The organism is Pseudomonas sp. Irchel s3b5, assembly GCF_900187435.1.
Taxonomy (GTDB): Bacteria; Pseudomonadota; Gammaproteobacteria; order Pseudomonadales; family Pseudomonadaceae; genus Aquipseudomonas.
The window spans coordinates 1-26,747 of the sequence record NZ_FYDY01000037.1; the positions used below are offsets into that span (position 1 = coordinate 1).

Genomic DNA, 26,747 nt, shown 5'->3' on the forward strand with positions numbered 1-26,747 from the left:
CCAAGCTCAGCACTGAGGGCTCGCTCGATCAAAGCCTTCTTGAACGCCGCAGAGGCGTCCTCAATGGCTTCAGCGGTCATCGGTCCATCGGTGAATTGCTCGAGCAGCTCTTTCGGGATTTTCGGTAGTTCTCGCAACGCGGGTTTCTTTTTGGTTGGCATACATGCACCTCTTACTCATGTTATGCCCGAACACAAAATTTCTGACACCCCCAGCCAAACTGACAGCGCCGTCAGTTAGCAGTCACCCTCCTGACCAGCAAACAGGTTTATAAAGGAAACTACCTTACCCTCCTACCGACCACCCAGCCCCGGCGCCCCACTCGCATGCGAATCCAGCAAAAACCCGCCCTGCTCGTCGCCCTCCTGATCCTCCTGGCAGCGCTGGGCCTGTGGTACGCCACCAAACCGGAAAAAACCAAACTCGCCACCCCCACCGCCATCCCCGTACGCATCGTCAGCGTCACCGAAAAGGACGTGCCGCGTTTCGTCAGCGGCATCGGCTCGGTCCTGTCCCTGCACAGCGTCGTGGTCCGCCCGCAAATCGACGGCATCCTCACCAGAATCATGGTCAAGGAAGGCCAATTGGTGAAGAAAGGCGACCTGCTGGCCACCATCGACGACCGCTCGATCCGCGCCAACCTCGACCAGGCCCGGGCACAACTCGGTGAAAGCCAGGCACAACTGCAAGTCGCACTGGTCAACCTCCAGCGCTACAAACTGCTGAGCGTCGACGACGGTGTTTCCAAGCAGACCTACGACCAGCAACAAGCCCTGGTCAACCAGCTCAAAGCCACCGCCCAAGGCAATCAGGCTTCAATCGATGCCGCTCAGGTGCAGTTGTCCTACACACAGATTCGCTCCCCGGTCACCGGTCGCGTCGGCATTCGCACCGTGGATGAAGGCAACTTCCTACGCATGACCGACACCCTGGGCCTGTTCACGGTGACCCAGATCGACCCGATCGCCGTGGAATTCTCCCTGCCGCAGCAAATGCTGCCGACTCTGCAAAGCCTGATCAGCGACCCGCAGCGCGCCCGGGTCAAGGCCTACATCGGGGCCGACACCGATGGCGAAACCGGCAACCTGTTGGGCGAAGGTCATATGACCCTGATCGACAACCAGATCAACGCCAACACCGGCACCATCCGCGCCAAGGCTGAATTCGACAACGCCGGGCAGAAACTCTGGCCGGGCCTGCTGGTGACGGTAAAAATTCAGACAGCACTGGATAAAGATGCGCTGGTCGTACCGCCCAACGTCGTACAGCGTGGCCTCGATCAACATTTCGTTTACCGCCTCAAGGGCGACAAAGTCGAAACCGTCGCGGTGCAAATGGTCTATCAGGACAGCGGCCTGAACATCATCAAAGGCGTGCAGGCCGGCGATCAACTGGTCAGCGATGGCCAGTCGCGTCTCAAACCCGGCTCGGTGGTTCAAGTGCTGACCGATCCGCCGCAGGTGGTGCAATCGGAGCCGACGCCATGAAAGGTCATGGCTCGATTTCCGCGTGGTGCATCGATCACCCCGTCGCGACTATCCTGCTGACCTTTGCGTTGGTGCTGCTGGGCGCGATTGCCTTCCCGCGCCTGCCCATCGCACCGCTGCCGGAAGCGGAATTCCCGACCATCCAGGTGGCGGCGCAACTGCCCGGCGCCAGCCCGGAAACCATGGCGTCGTCGGTGGCCACGCCCCTGGAAGTGCAATTCAGTGCCATCCCCGGTGTGACGCAGATGACGTCGAGCAGCGCGCTCGGCTCGACCATCCTGACCCTGCAATTCACCCTCGAGAAAAGCATCGACACCGCCGCCCAGGAAGTTCAGGCGGCGATCAACACCGCTTCCGGCAAGTTGCCCAAGGACATGCCGAACCTGCCGACCTGGCGCAAGGTCAACCCGGCCGACAGCCCGGTGCTGATCCTATCCGTCAACTCGTCGCTGATGCCCGGCCCGGAACTCAGCGACCTGACGGAAACGTTGCTGTCCCGTCAGCTCAGCCAGGTCGACGGTGTAGGACAGGTGTCGATTACCGGTCAGCAACGTCCGGCAATTCGCGTTCAGGTGTCCGCCGACAAACTCGCTGCCATCGGCCTGACTCTCGCGGACATTCGCCTGGCGATCCAGCAGACCAGCCTCAACCTGGCCAAAGGTGCGCTGTACGGCGAGTCGAGCATTTCAACGCTTTCGACCAATGATCAACTGTTCCACCCTGACGAATACAGCCAGTTGATCGTTTCCTACAAGGACGGCGCCCCGGTTCACCTCAAGGATGTCGCCAAAGTCGTCAACGGCTCGGAAGATGCCTACGTGCAGGCGTGGGCGGGTTCGCAACCGGGCGTCAACCTGGTGATCTTTCGCCAGCCGGGCGCCAACATCGTCGAGACCGTGGATCGCATCCAGGCTGCGCTGCCGGCGCTGCAAGCGATGTTGCCGGCCTCGGTGCAGGTCAAGGTGTTGATCGACCGGACCCAAACCATCCGCGCCTCGCTGCATGAGGTGGAAATCACTTTGCTGATCGCTGTGATGCTGGTGGTGGCGGTGATGGCGTTGTTCCTGCGCCAACTGTCGGCCACGCTGATTGTGTCGGCGGTGCTCGGTGTGTCGTTGATCGCCAGTTTTGCGCTGATGTATGTGATGGGCTTCAGCCTGAACAACCTGACGCTGGTGGCGATCGTGGTGGCCGTGGGGTTTGTGGTCGACGATGCGATCGTGGTGGTGGAAAACATCCACCGCCATCTCGAAGCCGGCGACGACATGCGCGAGGCGGCGATCAAGGGCGCCGGTGAAATCGGCTTCACCGTGGTGTCGATCAGCTTCTCGCTGGTGGCGGCGTTCATTCCGCTGCTGTTCATGGGCGGCGTGGTCGGTCGGTTGTTCAAGGAGTTCGCCCTGACCGCCACCTCGACCATCCTGATTTCGGTGGTGGTGTCCCTGACGTTGGCGCCGACCCTGGCCGCGTTGTTCATGCGTGCGCCGGTGCATCACGCCCACGACAAACCGGGCTTCGGCGATCGCCTGTTGGCGTGGTACGAAAAAGGCCTGCACCGTGCACTCGCTCACCAGAAATTCATGATCGGTGTGTTTGGTCTCTCGTTGGGCCTGGCAGTTGCCGGTTACATCTTCATCCCTAAAGGCTTCTTTCCGATCCAGGACACCGGTTTCGTCCTTGGCACCACCGAAGCTGCCGCCGACATCTCCTACGGCGACATGGTGAAAAAACACTTGGCGATGGCAGAAATCGTCGCCGCCGATCCAGCTGTGCAGTCCTTTTCCCACTCGGTCGGCGTCTCGGGCAGCAACCAGACCATCGCCAATGGCCGCTTCTGGATTGCCCTGAAAAAACGTGGCGACCGTGATGTCTCGGCCAGCGAATTCATCGACCGGATTCGCCCGCAACTGATGAAAGTCCCGGGCATTGTGCTGTATCTGCGTGCCGGTCAGGACATCAACCTCAGCTCCGGCCCGAGCCGTGCCCAATACCAGTACGTGATCAAGAGCAACGACGGCGCGACACTCAGCACCTGGACCCAGCGCCTGACGGAAAAACTGCGCGGCAACCCGGCATTCCGCGACATTTCCAACGACCTGCAACTGGGCGGCAGCATCACCCACATCAGCATCGACCGCAGCGCCGCTGCCCGTTTCGGCCTGACCGCCAGCGATGTCGACGAAGCGCTGTATGACGCGTTCGGTCAGCGGCAGATCAACGAGTTCCAGACACAGGTCAACCAGTACAACGTGATTCTTGAGCTGGACACCAAACAGCGCGGCAAGGCCGAAAGCCTCAACTATTTCTACCTGCGCTCGCCCCTGAGCGGAGAAATGGTGCCGCTGTCGGCCCTGGCCAAGTTCGATGCTCCGACCATCGGCCCGTTGTCCATCGCCCACGACGGCATGTTCCCGGCCGCCAACCTGTCGTTCAATCTGGCGCCCGGCGTGGCGTTGGGTGATGCGGTGATCATGCTCAACCAGGCCAAGGCCGACATCGGCATGCCGGCGGCGATCAGCGGCAATTTCCAGGGCGCGGCCCAGGCGTTCCAGAGTTCGCTGGCCAGTCAGCCGTGGCTGATCCTGGCGGCGCTGGTGGCGGTGTACATCATTCTGGGCGTGCTCTATGAGAGCTTCGTGCATCCGCTGACGATCATTTCGACCTTGCCCTCGGCAGGCCTGGGCGCGGTGATCATGCTGTGGATTTGCGGCCAGGACTTTTCGATCATGGCCCTGATCGGGCTGGTGCTGCTGATCGGTATCGTCAAGAAGAACGGCATCCTGATGATCGACTTCGCCCTCGAAGCGCAGCGCAACGGCGGCTTGTCGCCGGAAGAGGCGATCTTCAAGGCCTGTATTACTCGCTTCCGGCCGATCATCATGACCACCCTCGCCGCACTCCTCGGCGCACTGCCATTGATGCTCGGTTACGGCACTGGCGCCGAGTTGCGCCAACCGCTGGGGATCGCGGTGGTCGGCGGCTTGCTGGTAAGCCAGGCCCTGACGTTGTTCACCACGCCGGTCATCTACTTGTGGCTTGAGCGGCTATTTCATCGACCTAAACCAACGCCGGTTGCGGCGCTGGCGACCACAGACTGAGGCGGGTCATGCGCGTTCTGATTATCGAAGACGAAGAAAAAACCGCGGACTATCTGCACCGCGGCCTGACGGAACAGGGTTACACCGTAGACCTGGCCCGCGACGGGGTCGAAGGCCTGCACCTGGCGCTGGAAAGCGACTACGCGGTGATCGTCCTCGACGTGATGCTGCCGGGCCTCGACGGCTTCGGCGTACTGCGTGCCCTGCGTGCGCGCAAGCAAACCCCGGTGATCATGCTCACCGCCCGCGAGCGCGTCGAAGACCGCATCAAAGGCCTGCGCGATGGTGCCGATGATTACCTCGGCAAACCGTTTTCCTTCCTTGAACTGGTGGCGCGTCTGCAAGCGCTGACCCGCCGCAGCGGCGGCCATGAACCGGTGCAAGTGAGCATCGCCGACCTGTGGATAGATTTGATCAGCCGCAAGGCCACCCGCGCCGGCACCCGCCTGGACCTGACCGCCAAGGAGTTTTCGCTGCTCAGCGTGCTGGCCCGTCGGCAAGGGGAAATTCTCTCGAAAACCGCCATCGCCGAAATGGTCTGGGACATCAATTTCGACAGCGACGCCAACGTCGTCGAAGTCGCGATCAAACGCCTGCGGGCCAAACTCGACGGGCCGTTCGAAGAGAAACTGCTGCACACCATTCGCGGCATGGGTTATGTGCTGGAGAGCCGTGGTGTCCAGTAACAGCATTGCGCTGCGCCTGAGCGGGATGTTTACGCTGGTGGCGCTTTTGGTCTTTCTGTTGATTGGTTGGGCGCTGTACCAAGAGGTCGATAAAGGCCTGGGTTTGCTGCCCGAAGCTGAGCTGGATGCGCGCTACAGCGTGCTTGAATCCACCGTCGGCCGTTACGGCACGCCCGAGCATTGGGTGAAGATCAACAACAAACTCAAGCTGCTGGGTGAAGAAGACAAGCGCATCAGTTTCTGGATCACCAGCGGCGATCCGCACTATGAATATGGCAACCCTACACCGTCGATCCGCACCTTCGCCGAGGGACCGCTGGGCATGCGCGACCTGCAGTTGCCAGACCAGCCCTACCCGATGAAAGTGCTGGTCAGCGAGTTTCCGGCCAAGGATCATCGCCCGCCGCTGCGTTTCATGATCGGCATCGACACCGAGACGTTTTTCCACACGCAACACCAGTTGCTGATTGCCCTGATCAGCCTGGCGATCATTGGCGTGCTGATGGCCTCGGCGCTGGGTTACTGGGTGGCGCGAATCGGGCTCCAGCCGTTGATCAAACTGTCCCAGGAAGCCCAACGCCTGGCACCGCCCTTGCGCTCGGGGCGCTTGCGGCTGTCGCCGTTGCCGCCGGAACTCGATCAGTTCGTCAAGTCATTCAACTCGACGCTGGAACGGGTCGAACAGGCCTACTCGCGCCTCGAGTCCTTCAATGCCGACGTGGCCCATGAGCTGCGCTCACCGCTGACCAACCTGATTGGCCAGACCCAGGTCGCGCTGACCCGCGGCCGCTCCGCCGAGCACTATTTCGAAGTGCTGCAATCGAACCTCGAAGAACTGGAACGACTGCGTTCAATCATCAACGACATGCTGTTCCTGGCCAGCGCCGATCAGGGCAGCAAGGCGACCAAACTGACCTCTACATCGCTGGCCGATGAAGTGGCGACGACCTTGGAATACCTGGACTTCATCCTTGAAGATGCCCAGGTTCAAGTCGAGGTCAGTGGCGATGCGCACGTGCAGATCGAGATCGCTCACCTGCGTCGGGCGCTGATCAATCTGCTGAACAACGCTGTGCAACACACCGCGCCCGGGCAAGTGATTCAAGTGCGGATCGAGGTGGGTGAGCATCAAGTCAGCATCGGCGTGGCCAACCCCGGATCGCCGATTGACCGTGAACATCTACCGCGCCTGTTCGAACGCTTCTACCGGGTCGATGCGTCGCGCAGCAACAGCGGCCACAACCATGGGTTGGGACTGGCCATCGTCAAGGCGATTGCGCTGATGCATGGCGGCGATGTGTTTGTGCGCAGCGACCAGGGCATGAATACCTTCGGCATTCACCTGCCTGTCTGAGCGATCTTTGCTTCTGCTGTAACAGTCCTTTCATGAATCCGCTCTTTTTCAAAACCTCCGACCTCCTTATCTTTGCCCGCACCAAACAGCACTTGCCAAGCAAGAAGGTTTTAACGATGTCCAACCGTATGGGTATTGCCAGCGCTTTTGTTTTGTCTTCTTTGTTCCTGTCGCCATTGGCCTTCGCGGAGGAGTCGCAGACGTTCGTCACGCAAAACGCCACGCGCGCCGCCGCCTTCGAGGCACAGCAAATCGAGATGACAGCCAAAACCCCTGAGGCCACCCAGGCAGCACAAGCGTTGCGCATTCAAACCCAGCAAACCGAAAAAGACAGCTGATTGCGCGCATCGCTCCCGTTTCCCTCGACACTTTCCATCGGCTCTTCCCTTTGAAAAGTTGTCTTCAAGCCGCTGCTGTCAGCGGCTTTTTTTATGCTGGCTTCACCGTTTCATTGCGTGGGCTGTAACGATGATCACTCACGCCCTTTGCAATGGATCAACCCTCCTGGCACCGAGGCCGAATCATTCAGTTATTACGCTAATGGAACTACGCTTACACAGTCCCTCCAACAGATACCCGCCCTATGACCGCAAACCGCCTCCCGCATGTTTCAGGCAATACCGGTCGACCGGAGATCATGGTGATCCTCGGCAGCTCCCTGACGGTTATCGCAATCCTGTGCATTGTCACGTTCCTGCTGATTCGCGAACACACCAACGCCCAGCAGGCTGCTACCCGCAGCGCCACGACCATTGCGCAACTGATCGACGCCGATGTGCTGCGCACGGTGGAGCTTTACGATCTGATACTGCAAGGACTGATCGCGGCCGCGCAACGGGACGATCTGAAACAGGTGTCTGCGCAGATTCGCCATCTGGTGCTGTTCGACCGCTCCACCACCGCGCGTTACAAAGGCGACATCCTGTTGCTGGACAAGCATGGCGAGGTATTGGCCGACTCGTCGTTGATCGAGCCCAAACCGGCCAATTTCGCCGATCGCGACTATTTCCTCGCCCATGCCTTCAACCACGACACCGGCATGTTCATCAGCCGACCGTTCAAACCCCGCTGCGAATGTGAAGAAAAAGATGAATGGCGCATTAGTTTCAGCCGACGCATTGCCTCGCCCACGGGTGAGTTTCTGGGTGTTGCGGTGGCCTCGATGCGCATGAGCTATTTCGATCAACTCTTCAACAGTCTGGACATCGGTACCGGCAGTGCACTGGCCATCATCAATGACGATGGCATTCTCCTGGCGCAGAAGCCTTATCTGAAAGAAAACTTGATCGGCAAGAGTTTCGCCAGCAACCCCAATGTCGTCAGGATATTGCAAGCGCGCAATGGCAACTTCAACAGCGTGTCTAGCGTCGATTTCCAACGGCGCCTGTACACCTTTTCCCGGGTCGGTAATCTGCCGTTGACCGTCATCGTCGCACTGTCCCTCGATGAAGTATTCGCCACCTGGAAGCGCACGGCATGGGTGATCAGCGGCGCAACCGGTGTCCTGTGCATTGGCCTCTTGTGGCTGACCTGGTTGCTTTGCCGCGAACTGCGTTTGCGGCACCAGGCCGAGCAGGATCTGGCGCAATTGGCCGCCACCGATGCCCTGACCGGCGTTGCCAACCGTCGAACCCTCGATCATGCGCTGAGCCATGAATGGTTTCGTGCACAACGTTCCGGCAAGCCCTTGTCGTTGCTGATGATCGATGCCGATCACTTCAAGGCTTTCAATGATCAGCATGGCCATCAGGCAGGCGACGAAGCCCTGCGGGCGTTGGCCGATGTTATCCGCACCCATGTCCATCGCCCCACGGACCTGGTGGCCCGCTACGGTGGCGAGGAGTTTTCGGTGATCCTGGCTGAAACCGACAGTGAAGGTGCACGGCAGATCGCCGAGCAGATCCGGGAAGCGGTCCAGAACATGCCAGTGGCAGGCGCCCCTCAATCACCAATGACGGTCAGCATCGGTATCGCCACCTGCACATCGGCCAGCGAGATCAGCCTGGAGCAGTTGCTGTTCAGCGCGGACAAGGCGCTGTATCAGGCCAAGGAAGGCGGGCGGAATCGGGTGGTGTGCGCCAGCTGAAAAGATCGCTGGATCTTCTGATTCATGCAGACATAAAAAAAGGCCACCCGAAGGTAGCCCTTAAAAAACTAGAGAGGTTTTTTACTTACACGGCCGCAACAGGGCGCATGTAAGAAATTGGTGCGGTGCTGGCGTCTTCGAACGTCACGACTTCCCAGGCATCTGTCTGCTCAATCAATTTGCGCAGCAGCTGGTTGTTCAGTGCGTGGCCGGACTTGAAGCCCTTGAACTCACCAATCAGGCTATTGCCCAGCAGGTAGAGGTCACCAATTGCGTCGAGGATCTTGTGCTTCACGAATTCGTCTTCATAGCGAAGGCCGTCTTCGTTCAGTACGCCATCAGCGTCAACCACAATTGCGTTCTCAACACTGCCGCCGAGTGCGAGGTTGTGCTTGCGCAGGTACTCGATGTCACTCATGAAACCAAAGGTACGGGCGCGGCTGACTTCTTTAACGAACGAAGTGCTGGAAAAATCCACGCTTGCACTTTGGGTGCGGTCACGGAAAACCGGGTGATCGAAGTCGATCTCGAAGCTCACCTTGAAACCTTCGAAAGGGACGAAAGTGGCGCGCTTGTCGCCATCTTCCACTGTCACTTCACGCAGGATGCGGATGAATTTCTTGGCGGCGTCCTGTTCTTCCAGGCCTGCCGACTGAATCAGAAATACGAAGGGTCCAGCGCTGCCATCCATGATCGGAACTTCGGACGCGGAGAGCTCGACGTAGGCGTTATCGATGCCCAGGCCAGCCATGGCCGAGAGCAAGTGCTCCACCGTGTCCACTTTTACGTCACCGTTGACCAGCGTCGTCGACATGGTTGTCTCGCCGACATTGGCCGCACGCGCCGGGATCTCGACCACTGGATCGAGGTCGTTACGGCGAAAGACGATGCCGGTGTCGATCGGCGCAGGCTTGAGGGTCAGGTATACCTTCTCCCCGGAGTGCAGACCTACACCTGTGGCACGGATAATATTTTTCAGTGTGCGTTGTTTAATCATGGCTTGGGCCGCTTCAGCGCAAATTGCGAACTGGTATCAACAAAGGCTGGCGATGATAGCAGACCATGCCTTTGCTGAACACCAATCACCTTCATAGCCCTGATACATTTCATCAATCGGCCTGACGACGCAGGAATGCCGGGATGTCCAGGTAATCCAGATCATCTTGTGGATTCATCTTCGCGGCAGTCGCAGCACCGGCCTGAGCCTGGTTGCGCATGACGGTCGGACGGTCCAGGTCACGGTAATTCACCGCTGGAGCTTCCTGACGAACAGGGGCCTGTTGTTGTGGCTGTGGAGCCATCGAAGTGTGAACGGTATTGTCGATGACCTTCACAGGCTTCTCGATTTTAGCGCCAAGACCGGTGGCAACGACAGTCACGTGCAGCTCGTCGCGCATGTCCGGATCGATAACGGTACCGACCTTGACCATCGCGTGCTCGGATGCGAACGCCTCGATGATGCTACCCACGTCGGAGTACTCACCCAGGGACAGGTCAGGACCGGCGGTGATGTTCACCAGGATGCCGCGAGCGCCTTGCAGGTTCACGTCTTCGAGCAACGGGTTGCGAATGGCCGCTTCGGTGGCTTCGCGTGCACGGTTCGGACCGCTGGCGCAGCCAGTGCCCATCATCGCCATGCCCATTTCGCTCATCACGGTACGAACGTCGGCAAAGTCGACGTTGATCATACCCGGACGCTTGATGATGTCGGAGATACCGCGAACGGCACCGGCCAGTACATCGTCCGCCTTGGCGAAAGCCGACAGCAGGCTGGCGTCCTTACCGAGGATGGTCAGCAGCTTCTCGTTGGGAATGGTGATCAACGAGTCGACGCTTTCAGACAGCAGACGGATACCTTCGTCGGCCAGCTGCATACGCTTGCGGCCTTCGAACGGGAACGGACGGGTCACGACCGCAACGGTGAGGATCCCCATTTCCTTGGCCACTTCGGCAATGATCGGCGCAGCACCGGTACCGGTACCTCCGCCCATGCCCGTGGTGATGAACACCATGTTGGTGCCCTGCAGGACTTCGGCAATGCGCTCACGGTCTTCGAGAGCGGCCTGACGACCTACTTCAGGGTTGGCACCGGCACCCAGACCTTTGGTCACGCCGGTACCCAGTTGCAGGATGGTCCGCGCGCTGATGCTTTTCAGCGCCTGGGCATCAGTGTTGGCGCAGATGAATTCGACGCCTTCAATGTTGCTCTTGACCATATGGTTGACAGCGTTGCCGCCGCCACCGCCGACACCGATAACTTTGATTACCGGGCTTGCGGGGATGTTGTCTACGAGTTCGAACATTTTCCCTCTCCTTTCATTTCTCTAGTTTTTTCGCCTACTGCGTGCTTCGGTATTACGGTGTTGCGGTAAAGCTTTAAAAATTGCCCTGGACCCACTTCTTCAGGCGGTCCAGCAGCGGCGCCTGTGGGTCTTCGTTGCTGTAGCTGTCGCGGCTGCCGATGCCCGAGAACGAAATGCCGTCGGACTGTTTCTGCAGGCCGTACATCAACAGGCCAACGCCTGTGGAGTAAATCGGGTTGCGGACCACGTCATCCAGGCCCTTGACGCCATGAGGCACGCCCAGGCGCACCGGCATGTGGAAGATTTCCTCGGCCAGTTCAGTGGCGCCTTCCATCTTCGCGGTACCGCCGGTCAGCACGATGCCGGCCGGAATCAGGTCTTCGTAGCCGCTGCGACGCAGCTCGGCCTGGATCAGGGTGAACAGTTCGTCGTAACGCGGCTCAACCACTTCGGCCAGGGCCTGGCGGGACAGTTCGCGCGGAGGACGGTCGCCAACGCTTGGCACCTTGATGGTTTCACCGGCACCGGCCAGTTTGGCCAGGGCGCAGGCATAGCGAATCTTGATTTCTTCGGCGTACTGGGTCGGAGTGCGCAACGCCATGGCGATGTCGTTGGTCACCTGATCGCCCGCAATCGGGATCACGGCGGTGTGACGGATCGCACCTTCGGTGAAGATCGCGATGTCGGTGGTGCCGCCACCGATGTCCACCAGGCACACGCCCAGCTCTTTCTCGTCGTCGGTCAGTACCGAGTACGCCGAAGCGAGTTGCTCAAGAATGATGTCGTCAATTTCCAGACCGCAGCGACGCACACATTTTTCAATGTTTTGCGCAGCGTTGACGGCGCAGGTGACCACGTGAACCTTGGCTTCCAGACGCACGCCGGACATGCCCAGTGGCTCACGAACGCCTTCCTGGTTATCGATCACGTAATCCTGTGGCAGGGTGTGCAGCACACGCTGGTCAGCCGGGATCGCCACGGCCTGGGCGGCGTCGAGTACGCGCTCAAGGTCGGCGGAGCTGACTTCGCGATCACGAATCGCCACGATGCCGTGGGAGTTCAGGCTGCGGATGTGATTGCCGGCCACGCCGACGAATGCCGAGTGAATGCGGCAACCCGCCATCAGCTGTGCTTCTTCGATCGCGCGCTGGATCGATTGCACAGTGGACTCGATGTTCACTACCACGCCTTTTTTCAGGCCGCGGGACGGATGGGTGCCGATCCCGACGATTTCCAGCGTGCCGTCGTCCGCGACCTCGCCTACCAGCGCCACCACCTTGGAGGTGCCGATATCGAGACCGACGATCATTTTGCCGCTTTGCACGTTTGCCATGGGTCCTGCCTCTTCTTAATTCTTCGCGACAGCGGGTTGGGCTGCCGTGGGCGCTACCGGTTCCCGCCAGCCAACAGCAAGGCCGTTGGCGTAGCGCAGATCGATGCGCGCAATGTTCGTAATCTGTTCTTTAAGCGTCTTGTCATAGATGGCAATGAAGCGGCGCATCTTTTCCACCAGCTTGCCGCGCCCCAGCAGCAGTTCGATTCCAGGGCCCGCGCTGCCAGGGCCGGTGGTCAGGAACCAGCTGCCGCGTTCGCGCAGCTCCAGGCGTGCAATCGAGAAACCCATGGGTCTGAGCATCTGGCTCAGCACTTGGTATTGCTGCATCACTTGCTGCTGAGCCCGCTGTGGGCCGAACAGCTGTGGCAGGTGTTCATAGTTCGCCAGCTCGCGCGGGGTGAAGGCCTGGCCCTGGTTGTTCAACAGCGACTCATCGCCCCAACGGGCCACCGGCAGTTGTTCTTCCAGGCGGATCACCACTTGATCCGGCCACACCCGACGCACTTCGGCGTGGGCAATCCACGGCATCGTTTCCAGCTCGGTGCGCATGCTCGCCAGGTCAATGGTGAAGAAGCTCGACGCCACGAATGGCGCGATCCGCTGCTGCACCGCTTGCTGGCTGATGTAACTCAAGTCGCCCTGCACGTTGATCCTGGTGATCGGCCGGTCGGCGTAAGGCAGCAATCGCTGCGCGCCTTCGTAGGTGCCATACCCCAGCGCGACCAACAGCACTGGCCAGAACAACGCTTTGAGAAAACCAAAGTTGGCTTTCGGCAGGCGCGCAGACATCGGCTCTTTGGCCACCATACGGCTGGCACCCCGCGGCACCGGCTTGCGGCCGGTCGGTGCGGTAGGCTGATGTCTGAGCTGAGCGCCTTGCATGGTCTTAACCTCTTACCTCAACACTGGCTGCCAGAATGGCCAGAACCAATTGCTGAAAATCCAGACCGGCAGCACGGGCCGCCATCGGCACCAGGCTGTGATCGGTCATGCCCGGTGCGGTGTTGACTTCCAGGAACCAGAACTGCCCGTCGGCGTCCTGCATCACGTCTGCCCTGCCCCAACCGGCGATACCCAGCGCCTCGCAGGCTTTCGCCGTGAGGTCCATGAGTTCCTTTTCCTTGGCGCTGTCCAGCCCGCACGGAATGCGGTACTGGGTATCGTTGGCGATGTACTTGGCGTCGTAGTCGTAGAAACTGTGCGTCGTGCCCAGGGCAATTGGAGGCAACACCTGGTCACGCAGGGTGGCGATGGTGAACTCCGGACCTTGAATCCATTGCTCGACCAACACTTGCGAATCGTAGGTACTGGCCGCTTTCCATGCGTCGATCAACTCGGACGCGGAACTCACTTTGGCCATCCCGATACTTGAACCTTCATGGGCCGGTTTGACGATCAAAGGGAAGCCCAGTTCCGTCGCCGCCGAAATACAATCGGCTTCGCTGGTCAGTACCGCGTGACGTGGCGTCGGAATGCCCAGGCTGTGCCAGACCTGCTTGGTGCGCAGCTTGTCCATGGCCAGTGCCGAAGCGAGGATGCCGCTGCCGGTGTACGGAATGCCCAGGCATTCGAGCAGGCCCTGCATGCTGCCGTCTTCACCGCCACGACCGTGGAGGATGATGAAAGCACGGTCGATTTTTTCGCTCAGCAGACGCTGCAGCAGGTCATCGCCCACGTCGAGGCCGAACGCGTCCACACCGGCGCTTTGCAGCGCGTCGAGCACAGCGTTGCCGGACTTCAGGGACACTTCGCGCTCGGCACTCTTGCCACCGAACAGCACGGCGACACGGCCGAAGTCTTTCGGCGCAACGGTGGAGACGAGATTGGCGTAGGCAACAGTCATTTCAACTTCCCCTCAACCGGTGCGGCAACGGCACCGGCAAACAGCTCACTTTTCAACAATTTCGGTGCAAGACCGCCGATATCACCGGCGCCCTGGCACAGCAGGATGTCACCGGCACGCAGCAACGGCTTGACCACAGGCGCGAGGTCGACACCGCGTTCGATGTAGATCGGGTCGAGCTGGCCGCGCTGGCGGATGCTGTTGCACAGCTTGCGGCTGTCGGCACCCGGAATCGGTTCTTCACCCGCCGGGTAGACTTCCATCAACAGCAGCACGTTGGCATCGGCCAGCACATTGACGAAATCGTCGTACAGGTCGCGGGTGCGGCTGTAGCGGTGCGGCTGGTAAATCATCACCAGGCGGCGCTCCGGCCAGCCACCGCGCACGGCCTTGATCACGGCGGCGACCTCGGTCGGGTGGTGACCGTAGTCGTCGACCAGCATCACGCTACCGCCATCCACCGGCAGTTCGCCGTAGACCTGGAAGCGTCGGCCGACGCCCTGGAACCCGGACAGGCCCTGGACAATGGCTTCATCGCTGACACCCTCATCCGTGGCGATGCAGATGGTTGCCAGTGCATTGAGCACGTTGTGGTTGCCCGGCATGTTCACCGAAACATCCAGCGGTTCGCGGTCCGGACGCAGCACGGTGAAAAAGGTTTGCATGCCTTGCTGGCGCACATTGATCGCACGCACGTCGCAGTCGTCGCCGAAGCCATAGGTCACGGTCGGACGCTTGACCTGCGGCAGGATTTCACGCACCACCGGATCGTCCAGGCACATCACGGCCAGACCGTAGAACGGCAGGTTGTGGAGGAACTCGACGAAGGTTTTCTTCAGTTTGTTGAAGTCGCCGCCGTAGGTCGCCATGTGATCGGCGTCGATGTTGGTGACCACAGCCACCAGCGGCTGCAAGTGCAGGAAGCTGGCATCGCTTTCGTCGGCTTCGGCGATCAGGTAGCGGCTGGTGCCAAGCTGGGCATTGGTGCCCGCGGCATTCAGACGGCCACCGATGACGAACGTCGGGTCCAGACCACCGGCAGCGAACACCGAAGCGATCAGGCTGGTGGTGGTGGTTTTGCCATGGGTACCGGCGACGGCGATGCCGTGGCGATAGCGCATCAGCTCAGCCAGCATTTCTGCACGCGGCACCACCGGAATACGGCGCTCCAGCGCGGTGGCGACTTCCGGGTTGGACGTGTTCACGGCGCTCGACACCACTAGCACATCGGCGGAGGCAGCGTTCTCGGCACGGTGGCCGATGAAGATTTGTGCGCCGAACGATTCCAGACGCTCGGTCACCGGCGAAGCCTTCAAGTCGGAACCGGACACTTCATAGCCCAGGTTCAACAACACTTCAGCAATCCCGCACATGCCCACACCGCCGATACCGACGAAGTGGATGCGACGGATGCGGCGCATTTCCGGTTGCGGCATGGCTTTCTGATTCTCAACCATGGGCCACCTCCAGGCAGGTATCGACCACGTTGCGCGTGGCATCGGGTTTGGCCAGGCGGCGGGCCGCGGTCGCCATATCGTTGAGTCGTTGTGGTTGCATCAAGACCTCTGTCAGGCGAGCGGCAAGATCCGCTGCGCCAGTCGTTCTTTGCGGCATCAGGAAGGCTGCGCCTTCACGGGCCAAATAATCGGCGTTGCGGGTCTGGTGATCGTCGATCGCATGGGGCAAAGGCACCAGCATCGAGGGCAGACCGGCAGCAGCCAGTTCACTGATGGTCAGCGCGCCTGCGCGACAGACCACCAGGTCGGCCCAGCCATAGGCGTGGGCCATGTCTTTGATGAAGGGCTGCACCTGCGCCTCGACGCCAGCCGCGCGATAGCGCTCTGCGGTCACTTCATCGTGGTTTTTGCCGGCCTGATGGAACACGTCCGGGCGCAAGTCGACGGCGACTTGCGACAGGGCTTCAGGCAGCAACTTGTTCAACGGCTCTGCGCCAAGGCTTCCGCCCAGGATCAGCAAACGCGCCTTGCGACCGGCCAGGGCAGGTCGCGGTGTTTCGAGGAACAGCTCGGTGCGCACCGGGTTACCGGTGGTTCGACGGCTGTTCGACAGGGTAAAGGTGTCGGGGAACGCTTCACAGACTCGAGCGGCCAACGGCACCAGCAACCGATTGGCGGTACCGGCCACGGCGTTCTGCTCGTGAACGATCACCGGTACGCCGGTCAATTTGGCCGCAACGCCTCCAGGTCCGGTCACATAACCGCCAAAACCCACCACGCAGGCCGGCTTCAGCTGGCGAATGATCGCCCGCGCCTGCCAGACCGACTTCAGCAACATGAACGGTGCCTTGAGCAGGGACAACTTGCCCTTGCCACGCAAGCCACTGGCGTTGATCCGATGCAGCTCGATACCGGCCGCCGGGACCAGGTCGTTTTCAATGCCGCGCGGTGTGCCCAGCCAATGCACGGTGTAACCGCGCGCCTGGAACTCGCGGGCACAGGCCAGCGCCGGGAACACGTGGCCACCGGTGCCGCCCGCCATGATCAAGACGTTAGCGCCCATGGTTCGGCTCCTCGGCGAAGTCGCTCTCATGGAACTCCATCTCTTCACTGCCCAGGTGGGTTCGACTCTCCCACTCAATGCGCAGCAACAAGCCGAGACAGGCACAGCAGATCACCAACGAACTACCGCCATAACTGAGGAACGGCAGCGTCAGGCCTTTAGTCGGAAGCAGGCCGACGTTCACACCGATGTTGATCAGGAACTGACCAATCCACAGGAACGACAAACCGTAGGCCACATAGGCCGCGAAGAACTGTTTGGCCTTCTCGGCCCACAAGCCGATGTACATGCCACGAATACAGACAAACACGAACAACGCGACAGTGCACAGCGAACCTACGGCGCCCAGCTCTTCGGCCAGGACCGAGAACACGAAGTCGGTGTGGGCTTCCGGCAAGTAGAACTGTTTCTGCACGCTGTTACCCAGGCCCACGCCCAGCCACTCACCGCGACCAAACGCGATCAGTGCTTGTGACAACTGATAGCCCGCGCCGAACTGGTCAGCCCACGGGTCGGCAAAGTTGGTCAGACGCGCCATTCGATACGGCTGCATTTGAATCAACGCCACCACCGCGCCGACGGCCAGCACCACCATCAGGGAGAAACGGAACAGCCCGACGCCGCCAAGGAACAGCATCGCCGCCGCCGCCCCCATCATCACGACGGTGGCACCAAAGTCCGGTTCCATCAGCAGCAGACCTGCCATCGGCAGCAGTACGATGAACGGCTTGAAGAAGCCCATCCAGCTTTCACGCACCTCTTTCTGGCGACGCACCAGATAGCCCGCGAGGTAGATCACCACAAACACCTTGGCGATCTCGGATGGCTGAACGTTGAAGAAGCTGAAACCGATCCAGCGCATCGAACCGTTCACTTCACGGCCGATCCCCGGAATGATCACCATCACCAGCAGACCGAACGCGCCCAGCAGCATCAGCCAACCCAGGCGTTGCCAGGTGGCGAGCGGAATCATCATGGTGACAATGCAGGCACCCAGGCCCAGCACCACATAAATAAGGTGACGCATCATGTAATACAGGGCACTGCCTGATTGCACCGCGCCCACTTCGGTGGAGGCCGAAGCGATCATGATCAGACCCAGGCCGAGTAACGTCAGGCAACCGGCCAGCATCGGAAAATCGAGGTCGATGCCACGTCCGGTGATGAGCGGCGATGGATACGGCTTGATGATGTTTTTCAGGCTCATGCCAGATCCTCCACTGCACGGACGAACTGGTGACCACGGTCTTCGTAATTTTTGAACATGTCAAAACTGGCGCAGGCCGGCGACAGCAGCACGGCATCGCCCGGCAGGGCAACGGCGCGGCATTGCTCGACAGCTTCCGCCAGCGAACCGACACGGATCAGCGGTACGCCATCGCCAATGGCCTCGCCGATCTTGTCAGAGTCGCGGCCCATCAGGATTACGGCTCGGCAGTTGGCCGCCACCGGATCTCGCAGGTCCTTGAACTCGGCACCCTTGCCATCGCCACCGGCGATCAGCACGAGCTTGCCGTCGATGTCCGCGCCCAGGCCTTCGATGGCTGCCAGTGCGGCGCCAACGTTGGTGGCTTTGGAATCGTTGTAATAACTCACGCCATCGAGGTCACGGACCCACTGGCAGCGATGCTCAAGGCCGGCGAACGTGCGCAGGCTCGATAACATGGCATCGAACGGCAGGCCGACCGCATGACCCAGGGCCAGGGCTGCCAACGCATTGGACTGGTTATGGGCACCGCGAATCTTCAATTCGCGCACCGGCATCAGGTTCTGGAATTCGAAGGCCAGGTACTTCTCGCCATCTTCTTCGCGAATGCCGAAAGCCTTGAAGTCGGGTTTGCTCAAGCCGAAGGTCCAGCACGGCTGGCCCTCGCCCATCAGCGGACGGCTCAGCGCATCCTGACGGTTGACCACGAACTGTTTGGCGCCACGGAAGATCCGGTGCTTGGCCAGGTGATAGGCCGGCAGACCGCTGTAGCGGTCCATGTGGTCTTCGCTGACGTTGAGCACGGTCGCCACTTCGGCGTTGAGCTGATCGGTGGTTTCCAGTTGGAAACTCGACAGTTCCATCACGTACAACTCGATGTCGTCGCTGAGCAAGTCCAGCGCCGGCGTACCGAGGTTGCCACCCACGGCGACACGCTTGCCGGCCGCAGCCGCCATCTCGCCGACCAGGGTGGTCACGGTGCTTTTCGCATTGGAACCGCTGATGGCCACGATCGGCGCCTTCGCGTGACGCGCGAACAGCTCGATGTCACCGGACAATTTCACGCCACGGGCAGCGGCAGCCTGCAGGGCCGGGGTCGCCAGCGCCAGACCGGGGCTCACGTAGAGCTCGTCGGCACGGCACAGGAATTCGACGTCCAGCTCGCCACAACGCACTTCCACATGCGGGTAGTCACGCTTGAGCGTGGCCAGTTCCGGTGGATTTTCCCGCGTATCGGCCACGGCAAACGCCACGCCCCGGTTCGCCAGGAAGCGAACCAGGGACATGCCGCTCTTGCCGAGGCCGACAACGATGCGGAAGTGGTCAGAAGCGATCAGAGACACGAGTTTCTACCTCAGCTTCAGGGTGGCAAGGCCAACCAGCACGAGAATCACGGTGATGATCCAGAAACGGACGATCACACGCGGCTCAGGCCAGCCCTTGAGTTCAAAGTGGTGGTGAATCGGTGCCATGCGGAACACACGGCGACCGGTCAGCTTAAAGGAGGCAACCTGAATGACGACTGACAGGGTCTCCATCACGAACACGCCGCCCATGATGAACAGGACGATTTCCTGACGGACGATCACGGCGATGGTGCCCAGGGCCGCGCCCAGCGCCAGTGCGCCAACGTCACCCATGAAGACTTGCGCCGGGTAGGTGTTGAACCAGAGGAAACCCAGGCCCGCACCAATCAGTGCGCCGCAGAACACGATCAGCTCGCCCGCGCCCGGCACATAAGGAATCAACAGGTATTCGGCGAATTTCACGTTACCCGACAGGTAGCAGAAAATACCCAGGCCACCGCCGACCATCACGGTCGGCATGATCGCCAGACCGTCGAGGCCGTCGGTCAGGTTGACCGCGTTGCTCGAGCCGACAATCACGAAATAGGTCAGGACGATAAAACCGGCACCCAACGGAATGCTGTAGTCCTTGAGCATCGGCAGGATCAGGGTGGTTTCAACCGGCGTGGAGGCGGTCATATAAAGGAAGATCGCAGCGCCCAGGCCGAACACCGATTGCCAGAAATACTTCCAGCGGCTCGGAAGGCCGCGGGAATTCTTCTCGATCACCTTGCGATAGTCATCGACCCAGCCGATGGCGCCGAACAGCAAGGTCACCAGCAACACAACCCAGACGTAGCGGTTGCTCAGGTCTGCCCACAGCAGGGTGCTGACACCGATGGACGACAGGATCAGCGCGCCACCCATGGTCGGGGTGCCCGACTTCGACAGGTGCGATTGCGGGCCATCGTTACGAACGGACTGGCCGATCTGACGGTTCTGCAAAGTGCGGATCATCCACGGGCCATAGCACAGCGACAAAACCAGCGCGGTCAGTACACCGAGAATCCCGCGCAGGGTCAGGTACTGAAAGACCGCGAAGCCTTTGTAGAACTGTTGCAGATACTCCGCTAGCAGCAGCAGCATTAATGTTTCTCCAGGCTGGTCCCGCACAAAGCGGCAACGATGTTTTCCATCGCGGCGCTGCGCGAGCCCTTGATCAAAATGGTGGTGTTTGTATCTTGCTCGGCGCCCAGGGCCTTGATCAGTTCAGCCTGAGTGCTGAAGTGAAAAGCCTGTGGACCGAAAGCGTTGACGGCGTGAACCATCATTGGTCCGACCGCGTACAGCGCAGAAACCTTGCCACGGGCGTACTCGCCCACGTCGCGGTGCCCCTGCTCCGCCCAGTCGCCCAACTCGCCGATATCCCCGAGCACCAGAACGGTGCGGCCGGAAAAGCCGGCGAGTATATCAACGGCGGCGCACATCGAGGTGGGGTTCGCGTTGTAAGTGTCATCGATCACGCGCATGCCATTGGTGGCCAGTTGCGCGACGGTTCGCCCCTTGACCGGTTGCACCGCGCCAAGGCCGGTGGCGATGCCGAACAGCGATACACCCAACGCATGGGCAGCGGCGGCGGCGGCCATGGCGTTGGCGACGTTATGGGTGCCGAGCAGGTTCAGTTGAACACGCTCCACACCTTCTGGGCTGTGCAGGTTGAATGACGGGCAACCGCGAGCATCCGTGGCCAGATCACTGGCGTAGAAATCGGCGCTGACATTGCTCAACGCGAATGTCAGCACTTTGCGATCACCGGCGCGCGCCTTCCAGATACCAAACGCCTTGTCGTCGAGATTGAGAACGGCGACGCCATCGGCATCCAGCCCTTCAATAATCTCGCCCTTGGCTTCGACGATTTTTTCCGGACCGCCGAACTCGCCAACATGGGCAGTGCCGGCGTTGTTGAGAATGGCCACGTGCGGCTTGGTCATGCCGACGGTGTAGGCAATTTCGCCCAGGCGCGAAGCGCCCAGTTCGATCACGGCAGCGGTGTGCTCCGACGCCAGCTCGAGCAAGGTCAGCGGAACGCCGAGGTCGTTGTTCAGGTTGCCACGGGTCGCCAGTACCGCACCGCGCGTACGCAGGATGCTGGCCAGCATTTCCTTGACCGTGGTCTTGCCGCTGGAACCGGTCACGGCGGCGACGGGCTGGGTGAACGCGGCGCGGTTCAACGCACCGAGATGCCCCAAAGCCTCACGGGTGTCCCCGACCAGCAATTGTGGCAGCGTGCTGTCGGCGACTTCGCGCTCAACCAATGCCGCCACGGCGCCTTTGGCCGCGACATCATTCAGATAGTCATGACCGTCGAAGCGAGGGCCGGTCAGCGCGATGAACAGCTGACCCGGCTTGATCGCACGGCTGTCGATGCTGACGCCGTCGAAGCTGGCATCGCTACCGACCAGGCGAGCATTCAGTGCGCCGGTCAGTTCGCTCAATTTCAGGGCCTTAAGCATGGGCCACCTCCCACGCGGTCAGGGCATGATCGGCCTCGACCAGATCGGAGAAAGCGTGACGCTCGCCATTGATTTCCTGATAGTCCTCATGACCTTTGCCGGCCAGCACGATCACGTCATCCGCCGAAGCGCCAGCGATCAACTGCGCAATTGCCTGGCCACGACCAGCCACGAACGTCACCTTATCCACAGCGGTGAAACCGGCACGGATGTCGTCGAAAATCACTGCCGGGTCTTCAGTACGCGGATTGTCATCGGTGACGAGTACGCCATCGGCCAGACGCTCGACCACTTCGGCCATCAGCGGACGCTTGCCGCGATCGCGGTCGCCGCCACAGCCGAACAGGCACAGCAACCGGCCCTTGGCATGAGGGCGCAGTGCCAGCAACACCTTCTCCAGCGCATCCGGCGTGTGGGCGTAATCCACCACCACCAACGGCTGCGAACCGCCGCCCAGGCGCTGCATGCGCCCGGCCGGGCCTTCGAGTTTCGGCAACACCTTGAGAATTTCGTCCAGCGCGTAATCCAGGCCGAGTAACGCGCCCACCGCCGCGAGCACATTGCTCAGGTTGAAGCGACCCAGCAAGGCGCTGCGCAACAGATGCTCACCTTGAGGCGTGACCAGCGTGGCACGCACGCCTTCGTCGTCAAACTGCGCTGTCCGGCAATAGAGGTAGGCGCTGGAGTCTTCGAGGCTATAGGTGATCAACCGCGACTCACGCTTGTCAGCGGCGAGTTGCCGACCGAATTCGTCATCCAGGTTAACCACCCGGCATTTCAAATCGTTCCAGGTAAACAGCTTGGCCTTGGCTTCGCCGTAGGCCTGCATGGTGCCGTGGTAATCCAGGTGATCGCGAGACAGGTTAGTCATCACGGCCACGTCGAACGCCAGGGCAGTCACGCGCCCCTGGTCCAGACCATGGGAGGAGACTTCCATGGCGACGGCTTTGGCGCCGGCCTTTTTCAGGTCAGCCAGGGTCGCTTGCACGGCAATCGGATTCGGCGTGGTGTGCAGACCGCTTTCCAGGGCACCGTAAAAACCGGAGCCCAACGTGCCGACGAGGCCGCAGTGCTGGCCGAGCAGGTCCAGCGCCTGGGCGACCAAGTTAGTGACGCTGGTCTTGCCGTTGGTGCCGGTCACGCCAACCATGTTCAGGTGATGGCTTGGCTCACCATAGAATCGCCCGGCGATGTCCGACAGCTGAGCCGCCAGACCTTTGACCGGAATCAGCGGCACCTCAGTGATCGGCAGCACCGTGGCGCCTTCCACTTCATAAGCCACCGCAGCCGCACCGCGCGCAAGCGCATCGGCGATGTGTGCACGACCATCGAATTTGCCGCCCGGCACCGCGAGGAACAGGTCCCCTGCGCGTACGTTGCGGCTGTCCAGCGCCAATTCACGGATCAACAGATCGTGACCTGCGTGGGGGAAAATCTTGTTCAGACTTAAAGACATCAGCCGCGCCCTCCATTGGCTTTCGGTGGAACGACCGGCGTTGCGTTCGCTTGTTGAGTCGGTGGCAGGTTGTCCGGCGTGACGTTCATCAGGCGCAGGGTGCCGGACATCACACGGCTGAACACCGGCGCCGATACCAGGCCACCGTAGTAACCGGCCTTGGTCGGTTCATCGATCACCACCACGATGGCGTAACGCGGATCGCTCATCGGGCCGAAACCGGCGAACAGCGAGCGATAGGAATTTTCGGCGTAGCCTTTGGTGCCGACCGACGTTTTACGCGCCGTACCGGACTTGCCGCCCACGTGATAGGCCGGCACTTGCGCACGGAATACACCACGCGGTGCTTCGATCACTTGTTGCAGCATGGTCTGCATGGTTTTCGCGACGTGTTCCGGCAGTACCTGAGTGGTTTGCGGGGCTTTGTCGGTCTTGATCAGTGTCAGTGGTGCGAGACGGCCGTTGTTGGCCAAGGCCGAGAAGGCATGGACCAACTGGATCGCTGTCACGGAAATACCGTAGCCATAAGACAGCGTGGCGGTCTCGGCCTTGCGCCACTCACGGTAGTTCGGCAGGTTGCCGACGCGCTCACCCGGGAAGCCCAGGCCGGTGTCCTGGCCGAGGCCGACTTTCTGCGCCAGGCGGTAAATGGTTTCGCCGCCAATGTCGAAGGCGATCTTACTCATGCCGACGTTACTGGAGTTGATCAGAATGCCGGTCAGGTCGAGCACCGGACCTTCGGTCTTCGATACGTCGCGAATGGTGTATTTACCCAACTGCAAAGTGCCCGGATAAACTTCAACCGTATCGGTCGGCTTCCAGCGCCCGCTTTCGATCGCGGCGCTCATGGAGATCGCCTTCATGGTCGAACCCGGCTCGAACACGTCGATCATCGCGCGGTTGCGCATCATCGCCGGTTGCAGGTTGCGGCGGTTGTTGGGGTTGTAAGTCGGCTGGTTGACCATGGCGAGGATCTCGCCGGTCTTGACGTCCATGATCACCAGGCTGCCGGCCTTGGCACCGTTCTCGATGATCGCGTTGCGCAGTTCGCGGTTGGCCAGGTATTGCAGACGCAGGTCAATGGACAACGCCAAGGGCTTACCGGCCTTGGCGTTTTTGGTGACCTGGACATCCTTGATCAACCGGCCGCGCCGGTCCTTGATGACCTGACGTTTGCCGGGGACCCCGGCCAGCCATTCTTCATAGGCCAGTTCGACCCCTTCACGACCGTGATCGTCAATGTCGGTGAATCCGACCATATGGGCGGTGACTTCACCGGCCGGGTAGAAACGGCGGAACTCTTCGATGCCATAAACGCCCGGCACTTTCAGATCAAGCACAGCCTGACCCTGCTCAGGCGTCAGCCCGCGCACCAGATAAATGAATTCTTTGTTGGCCTGGGCTTCAAGACGTTCGGCCAGGGCTTTCGGGTCCTGCCCCAAGGCAGATGCCAGTGCCGGCCACTTCTCTTTGGCCGTCTGCATTTCCTTGGCATTGGCCCACAGGGTGGTGACCGGTGTACTCACGGCCAAAGGCTCGCCGTTACGGTCGGTGATCAGACCACGGTGAGCCGGAATGGGAATATGACGAACACTTCGCGCATCGCCCTGACCTTTAAGGAAGGCACGGTCGACCACTTGCAAATCGATAATGCGCCAAGCAATCGCCGCCACCATGACGCCGAGCAAGCCCAGTACCAGACGGAACCGCCACGGGAAGAGCGCGCCTTCGAGTTTCATCATGGCGCCACCATCTGCACTTCGGCGGCGCCAGGAATGCGCATTTTCAGTTGTTCGGTGGCCAGCACTTCGATACGACTGTGGGCCGTCCAGGTGCTCTGTTCAAGAATCAACCGGCCCCATTCGGCCTGCGCCTTGTCACGCACGCTCAACTCGCCGTACAGCGAGTTCAGCAACTGGCGATTCCAGTGAGCGCTGTAAGACACGCCGATGGCCGACACGAGCACGCCGATAAACAGCAGCAGCATGAAAAAGCTTCCGCCGGGCAGTGGCTTGGCGAAAAGCTTACTCACCGCAGCTTCTCCGCCACACGCATGACAGCGCTACGGGAACGTGGGTTGGCTTTGAGTTCGGCGTCGGAGGCCGTCTGCGCTTTGCCATGGACTTTGATTTTGGGTTCGAACGCTACGTGTCGAACCGGCAGGTTGCGCGGCAGGTTGTCGGCTTCGCCTTTCACCAGTTTGCGCATGAACAGTTTGACGATGCGGTCTTCCAGCGAGTGGAAGCTGATGACCACCAGGCGCCCGCCCACTTCCAGGCAATCCAGCGCGGCTTCGAGGCCGGTTTCCAGATCACCCAGTTCGTTGTTGACGTGAATACGCAAACCCTGGAAGGCGCGGGTGGCCGGATTCTTGCCTTTTTCCCATGCCGGGTTGGCGACTTTCAGGACTTCCGCCAGATCAGCGGTGCGCTCGAACGGTTTGATGTCGCGACGCTCGGCCACGGCTCGAGCCATGCGACCGGAGAAACGCTCTTCGCCGTACTCCTTGAACACCCGGGCAATTTCTTCCGCCGGTGCGGTGTTGACGAATTCGGCGGCGCTGATCCCGCGGGACGGGTCCATGCGCATGTCCAGCGGGCCGTCATTCAGGAAACTGAAGCCGCGTTCAGGATCGTCGAGTTGCGGGGAAGACACGCCGAGGTCGAGCAGAATACCGCTGACCTTGCCATGCAACCCACGCGCAGCGACTTCGGCACCGAGCTCGGCAAAACTGCGCTGTACAACGACAAAGCGGCCGTCTTCGGCCGCTAGCGTCTGCCCGGTGGCAATCGCTTGAGGATCTTTATCGAATCCGAGCAACCGACCCTCGGCGCCGAGCTGGCTGAGGATCAACCGACTGTGCCCGCCGCGCCCGAACGTGCCATCCAGATAGCAGCCATCAGGGCGTACGGCGAGAGCCTCGACGGCTTCGTCAAGCAGTACGGTGATGTGGTTAAAGCCGCTATCAATAGTCACAGGATCAAATCACGCAGTTCATCAGGCATAGCGCCCGGTTGTTGAATAGCAGCCAGGTCAGCAGCAGAAACCGCATTCCAGGCATCCTCGTCCCACAATTGGAACTTGTTCAGTTGGCCTACCAACATCGCGCGCTTATCCAACTTGGCATATTCACGAAGACGCGGCGGAACCAGAAAACGACCACTGCCATCGAGCTCGAGGTCGACGGCATTACCAATCAGTAAGCGTTGCAGGCGGCGGTTCTCTTCGCGAAGCGAAGGCAGTGCGCGCAGTTTGGTTTCAATAATTTCCCACTCGTCGAGTGGGTAAACACACAAACATGGATCAACGGCATCAATCGTGACAATCAACTGACCGGAACTACGCGAATCGAGCTCGTCACGGTACCGGCTCGGCATAGCGAGTCGGCCCTTTGCATCGAGACTGATAGCGTTGGCTCCACGAAACACGTCAGCGTTTCTCCAAATTCTAGCGTTTTGAGTTTAAAAAACCCACTTTATGCCACTTTCCGCCACTTGCGCACACTATAGGAATGCGCCCACCACACCGTCAAGGCGCGGATCAAAGGAAAAGCCTTACAGAACTGAGATTTA

General features: G+C 60.5%; 22 protein-coding genes and 1 pseudogene. 6 read left to right on the forward strand and 17 right to left on the reverse strand.

Annotated elements, in window-relative coordinates; all coding sequences use genetic code 11:
• Positions 1-161 (reverse strand): annotated as a pseudogene (locus CKW15_RS25095) (IS256 family transposase); the annotation flags it as partial.
• 165 nt (positions 162-326) lie between these two features.
• Between CKW15_RS25095 and CKW15_RS25100 the strand changes: the two are divergent.
• The 6 genes from CKW15_RS25100 (at position 327) to CKW15_RS25125 (ending at position 8,711) form a co-directional block, all read left to right on the forward strand.
• A complete protein-coding gene (locus CKW15_RS25100; RefSeq protein ID WP_095152877.1) occupies positions 327-1,487 on the forward strand; it encodes an efflux RND transporter periplasmic adaptor subunit in 1,161 nt (386 codons plus the stop codon).
• Positions 1,484-4,585: a multidrug efflux RND transporter permease subunit gene (locus tag CKW15_RS25105; protein ID WP_095056977.1), complete on the forward strand. Its 3,102-nt coding sequence runs from the start codon at positions 1,484-1,486 to the stop codon at positions 4,583-4,585. Before CKW15_RS25100 ends, CKW15_RS25105 begins: the two co-directional genes overlap by 4 nt.
• 8 nt (positions 4,586-4,593) lie before the next feature.
• Positions 4,594-5,271, forward strand: a complete 678-nt coding sequence (locus CKW15_RS25110; RefSeq protein ID WP_033056445.1) for a heavy metal response regulator transcription factor — start codon at positions 4,594-4,596, stop codon at positions 5,269-5,271.
• On the forward strand, positions 5,261-6,625 hold the full coding sequence (locus tag CKW15_RS25115) for a heavy metal sensor histidine kinase (protein WP_095056976.1): 1,365 nt from the start codon (positions 5,261-5,263) through the stop codon (positions 6,623-6,625). The genes CKW15_RS25110 and CKW15_RS25115 overlap by 11 nt, the downstream gene beginning before the upstream one ends.
• A 116-nt stretch (positions 6,626-6,741) precedes the next feature.
• Positions 6,742-6,963, forward strand: coding sequence for a hypothetical protein (locus tag CKW15_RS25120; protein ID WP_095057131.1), 222 nt, complete (start codon positions 6,742-6,744; stop codon positions 6,961-6,963).
• Between the two features lie 245 nt (positions 6,964-7,208).
• Positions 7,209-8,711, forward strand: coding sequence for a sensor domain-containing diguanylate cyclase (locus CKW15_RS25125; protein WP_095056975.1), 1,503 nt, complete (start codon positions 7,209-7,211; stop codon positions 8,709-8,711).
• An 85-nt stretch (positions 8,712-8,796) separates the two neighbouring features.
• Here the strand turns inward: CKW15_RS25125 and lpxC are convergent, their stop codons facing one another.
• The 16 genes from lpxC to mraZ form a co-directional block, all read right to left on the reverse strand.
• On the reverse strand, positions 8,797-9,708 hold the full coding sequence (gene lpxC, locus CKW15_RS25130) for a UDP-3-O-acyl-N-acetylglucosamine deacetylase (protein WP_053154975.1): 912 nt from the start codon (positions 9,706-9,708) through the stop codon (positions 8,797-8,799).
• Positions 9,709-9,820: 112 nt separating this feature from the next.
• Positions 9,821-11,014: a cell division protein FtsZ gene (gene ftsZ, locus CKW15_RS25135; protein ID WP_095056974.1), complete on the reverse strand. Its 1,194-nt coding sequence runs from the start codon at positions 11,012-11,014 to the stop codon at positions 9,821-9,823.
• A 73-nt stretch (positions 11,015-11,087) separates the two neighbouring features.
• Complete coding sequence (ftsA, locus tag CKW15_RS25140) at positions 11,088-12,347, reverse strand: cell division protein FtsA (protein WP_095056973.1); 1,260 nt, start codon at positions 12,345-12,347, stop codon at positions 11,088-11,090.
• Between the two features lie 15 nt (positions 12,348-12,362).
• On the reverse strand, positions 12,363-13,232 hold the full coding sequence (locus CKW15_RS25145) for a cell division protein FtsQ/DivIB (protein WP_095056972.1): 870 nt from the start codon (positions 13,230-13,232) through the stop codon (positions 12,363-12,365).
• Positions 13,233-13,236: 4 nt separating this feature from the next.
• Positions 13,237-14,193, reverse strand: coding sequence for a D-alanine--D-alanine ligase (locus tag CKW15_RS25150; protein WP_095056971.1), 957 nt, complete (start codon positions 14,191-14,193; stop codon positions 13,237-13,239).
• The gene (gene murC, locus CKW15_RS25155) at positions 14,190-15,650 is read right to left on the reverse strand and encodes a UDP-N-acetylmuramate--L-alanine ligase (RefSeq protein ID WP_095056970.1); all 1,461 of its coding nucleotides are present in this window, start codon (positions 15,648-15,650) and stop codon (positions 14,190-14,192) included. The genes CKW15_RS25150 and murC overlap by 4 nt, the downstream gene beginning before the upstream one ends.
• Positions 15,643-16,713: an undecaprenyldiphospho-muramoylpentapeptide beta-N-acetylglucosaminyltransferase gene (murG, locus tag CKW15_RS25160; RefSeq protein WP_095152878.1), complete on the reverse strand. Its 1,071-nt coding sequence runs from the start codon at positions 16,711-16,713 to the stop codon at positions 15,643-15,645. The genes murC and murG overlap by 8 nt, the downstream gene beginning before the upstream one ends.
• Positions 16,703-17,920, reverse strand: a complete 1,218-nt coding sequence (gene ftsW, locus CKW15_RS25165; RefSeq protein WP_095056968.1) for a putative lipid II flippase FtsW — start codon at positions 17,918-17,920, stop codon at positions 16,703-16,705. The genes murG and ftsW overlap by 11 nt, the downstream gene beginning before the upstream one ends.
• Positions 17,917-19,263, reverse strand: a complete 1,347-nt coding sequence (murD, locus tag CKW15_RS25170) for a UDP-N-acetylmuramoyl-L-alanine--D-glutamate ligase (RefSeq protein WP_095056967.1) — start codon at positions 19,261-19,263, stop codon at positions 17,917-17,919. Before murD ends, ftsW begins: the two co-directional genes overlap by 4 nt.
• A gap of 6 nt (positions 19,264-19,269) precedes the next feature.
• Positions 19,270-20,352, reverse strand: a complete 1,083-nt coding sequence (gene mraY / locus CKW15_RS25175) for a phospho-N-acetylmuramoyl-pentapeptide-transferase (protein WP_090286123.1) — start codon at positions 20,350-20,352, stop codon at positions 19,270-19,272.
• Positions 20,352-21,719 (reverse strand): UDP-N-acetylmuramoyl-tripeptide--D-alanyl-D-alanine ligase, encoded by a 1,368-nt coding sequence (gene murF / locus CKW15_RS25180; RefSeq protein WP_095056966.1) that lies wholly within the window; start codon positions 21,717-21,719, stop codon positions 20,352-20,354. The genes mraY and murF overlap by 1 nt, the downstream gene beginning before the upstream one ends.
• Complete coding sequence (locus CKW15_RS25185) at positions 21,712-23,175, reverse strand: UDP-N-acetylmuramoyl-L-alanyl-D-glutamate--2,6-diaminopimelate ligase (RefSeq protein ID WP_095056965.1); 1,464 nt, start codon at positions 23,173-23,175, stop codon at positions 21,712-21,714. Before CKW15_RS25185 ends, murF begins: the two co-directional genes overlap by 8 nt.
• A complete protein-coding gene (locus tag CKW15_RS25190) occupies positions 23,175-24,914 on the reverse strand; it encodes a penicillin-binding protein 2 (protein WP_177408779.1) in 1,740 nt (579 codons plus the stop codon). The genes CKW15_RS25185 and CKW15_RS25190 overlap by 1 nt, the downstream gene beginning before the upstream one ends.
• The gene (ftsL, locus tag CKW15_RS25195) at positions 24,914-25,207 is read right to left on the reverse strand and encodes a cell division protein FtsL (RefSeq protein ID WP_095056963.1); all 294 of its coding nucleotides are present in this window, start codon (positions 25,205-25,207) and stop codon (positions 24,914-24,916) included. Before ftsL ends, CKW15_RS25190 begins: the two co-directional genes overlap by 1 nt.
• Positions 25,204-26,151, reverse strand: coding sequence for a 16S rRNA (cytosine(1402)-N(4))-methyltransferase RsmH (gene rsmH, locus CKW15_RS25200; RefSeq protein WP_371856322.1), 948 nt, complete (start codon positions 26,149-26,151; stop codon positions 25,204-25,206). Before rsmH ends, ftsL begins: the two co-directional genes overlap by 4 nt.
• The gene (gene mraZ, locus CKW15_RS25205; protein WP_007917012.1) at positions 26,148-26,603 is read right to left on the reverse strand and encodes a division/cell wall cluster transcriptional repressor MraZ; all 456 of its coding nucleotides are present in this window, start codon (positions 26,601-26,603) and stop codon (positions 26,148-26,150) included. The genes rsmH and mraZ overlap by 4 nt, the downstream gene beginning before the upstream one ends.
• Positions 26,604-26,747 lie beyond the last annotated feature (144 nt).

Excerpts from the sequence above, each read along its gene's own strand:
- murG (WP_095152878.1), bottom strand. The coding sequence starts at position 16,713 with ATGGGCGCTAACGTCTTGATCATGGCGGGCGGCACCGGTGGCCACGTG.
- CKW15_RS25185 (WP_095056965.1), bottom strand. The coding sequence starts at position 23,175 with ATGTCTTTAAGTCTGAACAAGATTTTCCCCCACGCAGGTCACGATCTG.
- CKW15_RS25190 (WP_177408779.1), bottom strand. The coding sequence starts at position 24,914 with ATGAAACTCGAAGGCGCGCTCTTCCCGTGGCGGTTCCGTCTGGTACTG.
- ftsA (WP_095056973.1), bottom strand. The coding sequence starts at position 12,347 with ATGGCAAACGTGCAAAGCGGCAAAATGATCGTCGGTCTCGATATCGGC.
- CKW15_RS25120 (WP_095057131.1), top strand. The coding sequence starts at position 6,742 with ATGTCCAACCGTATGGGTATTGCCAGCGCTTTTGTTTTGTCTTCTTTG.
- murC (WP_095056970.1), bottom strand. The coding sequence starts at position 15,650 with ATGGTTGAGAATCAGAAAGCCATGCCGCAACCGGAAATGCGCCGCATC.
- CKW15_RS25150 (WP_095056971.1), bottom strand. The coding sequence starts at position 14,193 with ATGACTGTTGCCTACGCCAATCTCGTCTCCACCGTTGCGCCGAAAGAC.
- CKW15_RS25145 (WP_095056972.1), bottom strand. The coding sequence starts at position 13,232 with ATGCAAGGCGCTCAGCTCAGACATCAGCCTACCGCACCGACCGGCCGC.
- CKW15_RS25125 (WP_095056975.1), top strand. The coding sequence starts at position 7,209 with ATGACCGCAAACCGCCTCCCGCATGTTTCAGGCAATACCGGTCGACCG.
- murF (WP_095056966.1), bottom strand. The coding sequence starts at position 21,719 with ATGCTTAAGGCCCTGAAATTGAGCGAACTGACCGGCGCACTGAATGCT.
- ftsZ (WP_095056974.1), bottom strand. The coding sequence starts at position 11,014 with ATGTTCGAACTCGTAGACAACATCCCCGCAAGCCCGGTAATCAAAGTT.
- mraY (WP_090286123.1), bottom strand. The coding sequence starts at position 20,352 with ATGCTGCTGCTGCTAGCGGAGTATCTGCAACAGTTCTACAAAGGCTTC.
- CKW15_RS25100 (WP_095152877.1), top strand. The coding sequence starts at position 327 with ATGCGAATCCAGCAAAAACCCGCCCTGCTCGTCGCCCTCCTGATCCTC.
- lpxC (WP_053154975.1), bottom strand. The coding sequence starts at position 9,708 with ATGATTAAACAACGCACACTGAAAAATATTATCCGTGCCACAGGTGTA.
- CKW15_RS25105 (WP_095056977.1), top strand. The coding sequence starts at position 1,484 with ATGAAAGGTCATGGCTCGATTTCCGCGTGGTGCATCGATCACCCCGTC.
- CKW15_RS25110 (WP_033056445.1), top strand. The coding sequence starts at position 4,594 with ATGCGCGTTCTGATTATCGAAGACGAAGAAAAAACCGCGGACTATCTG.
- ftsW (WP_095056968.1), bottom strand. The coding sequence starts at position 17,920 with ATGAGCCTGAAAAACATCATCAAGCCGTATCCATCGCCGCTCATCACC.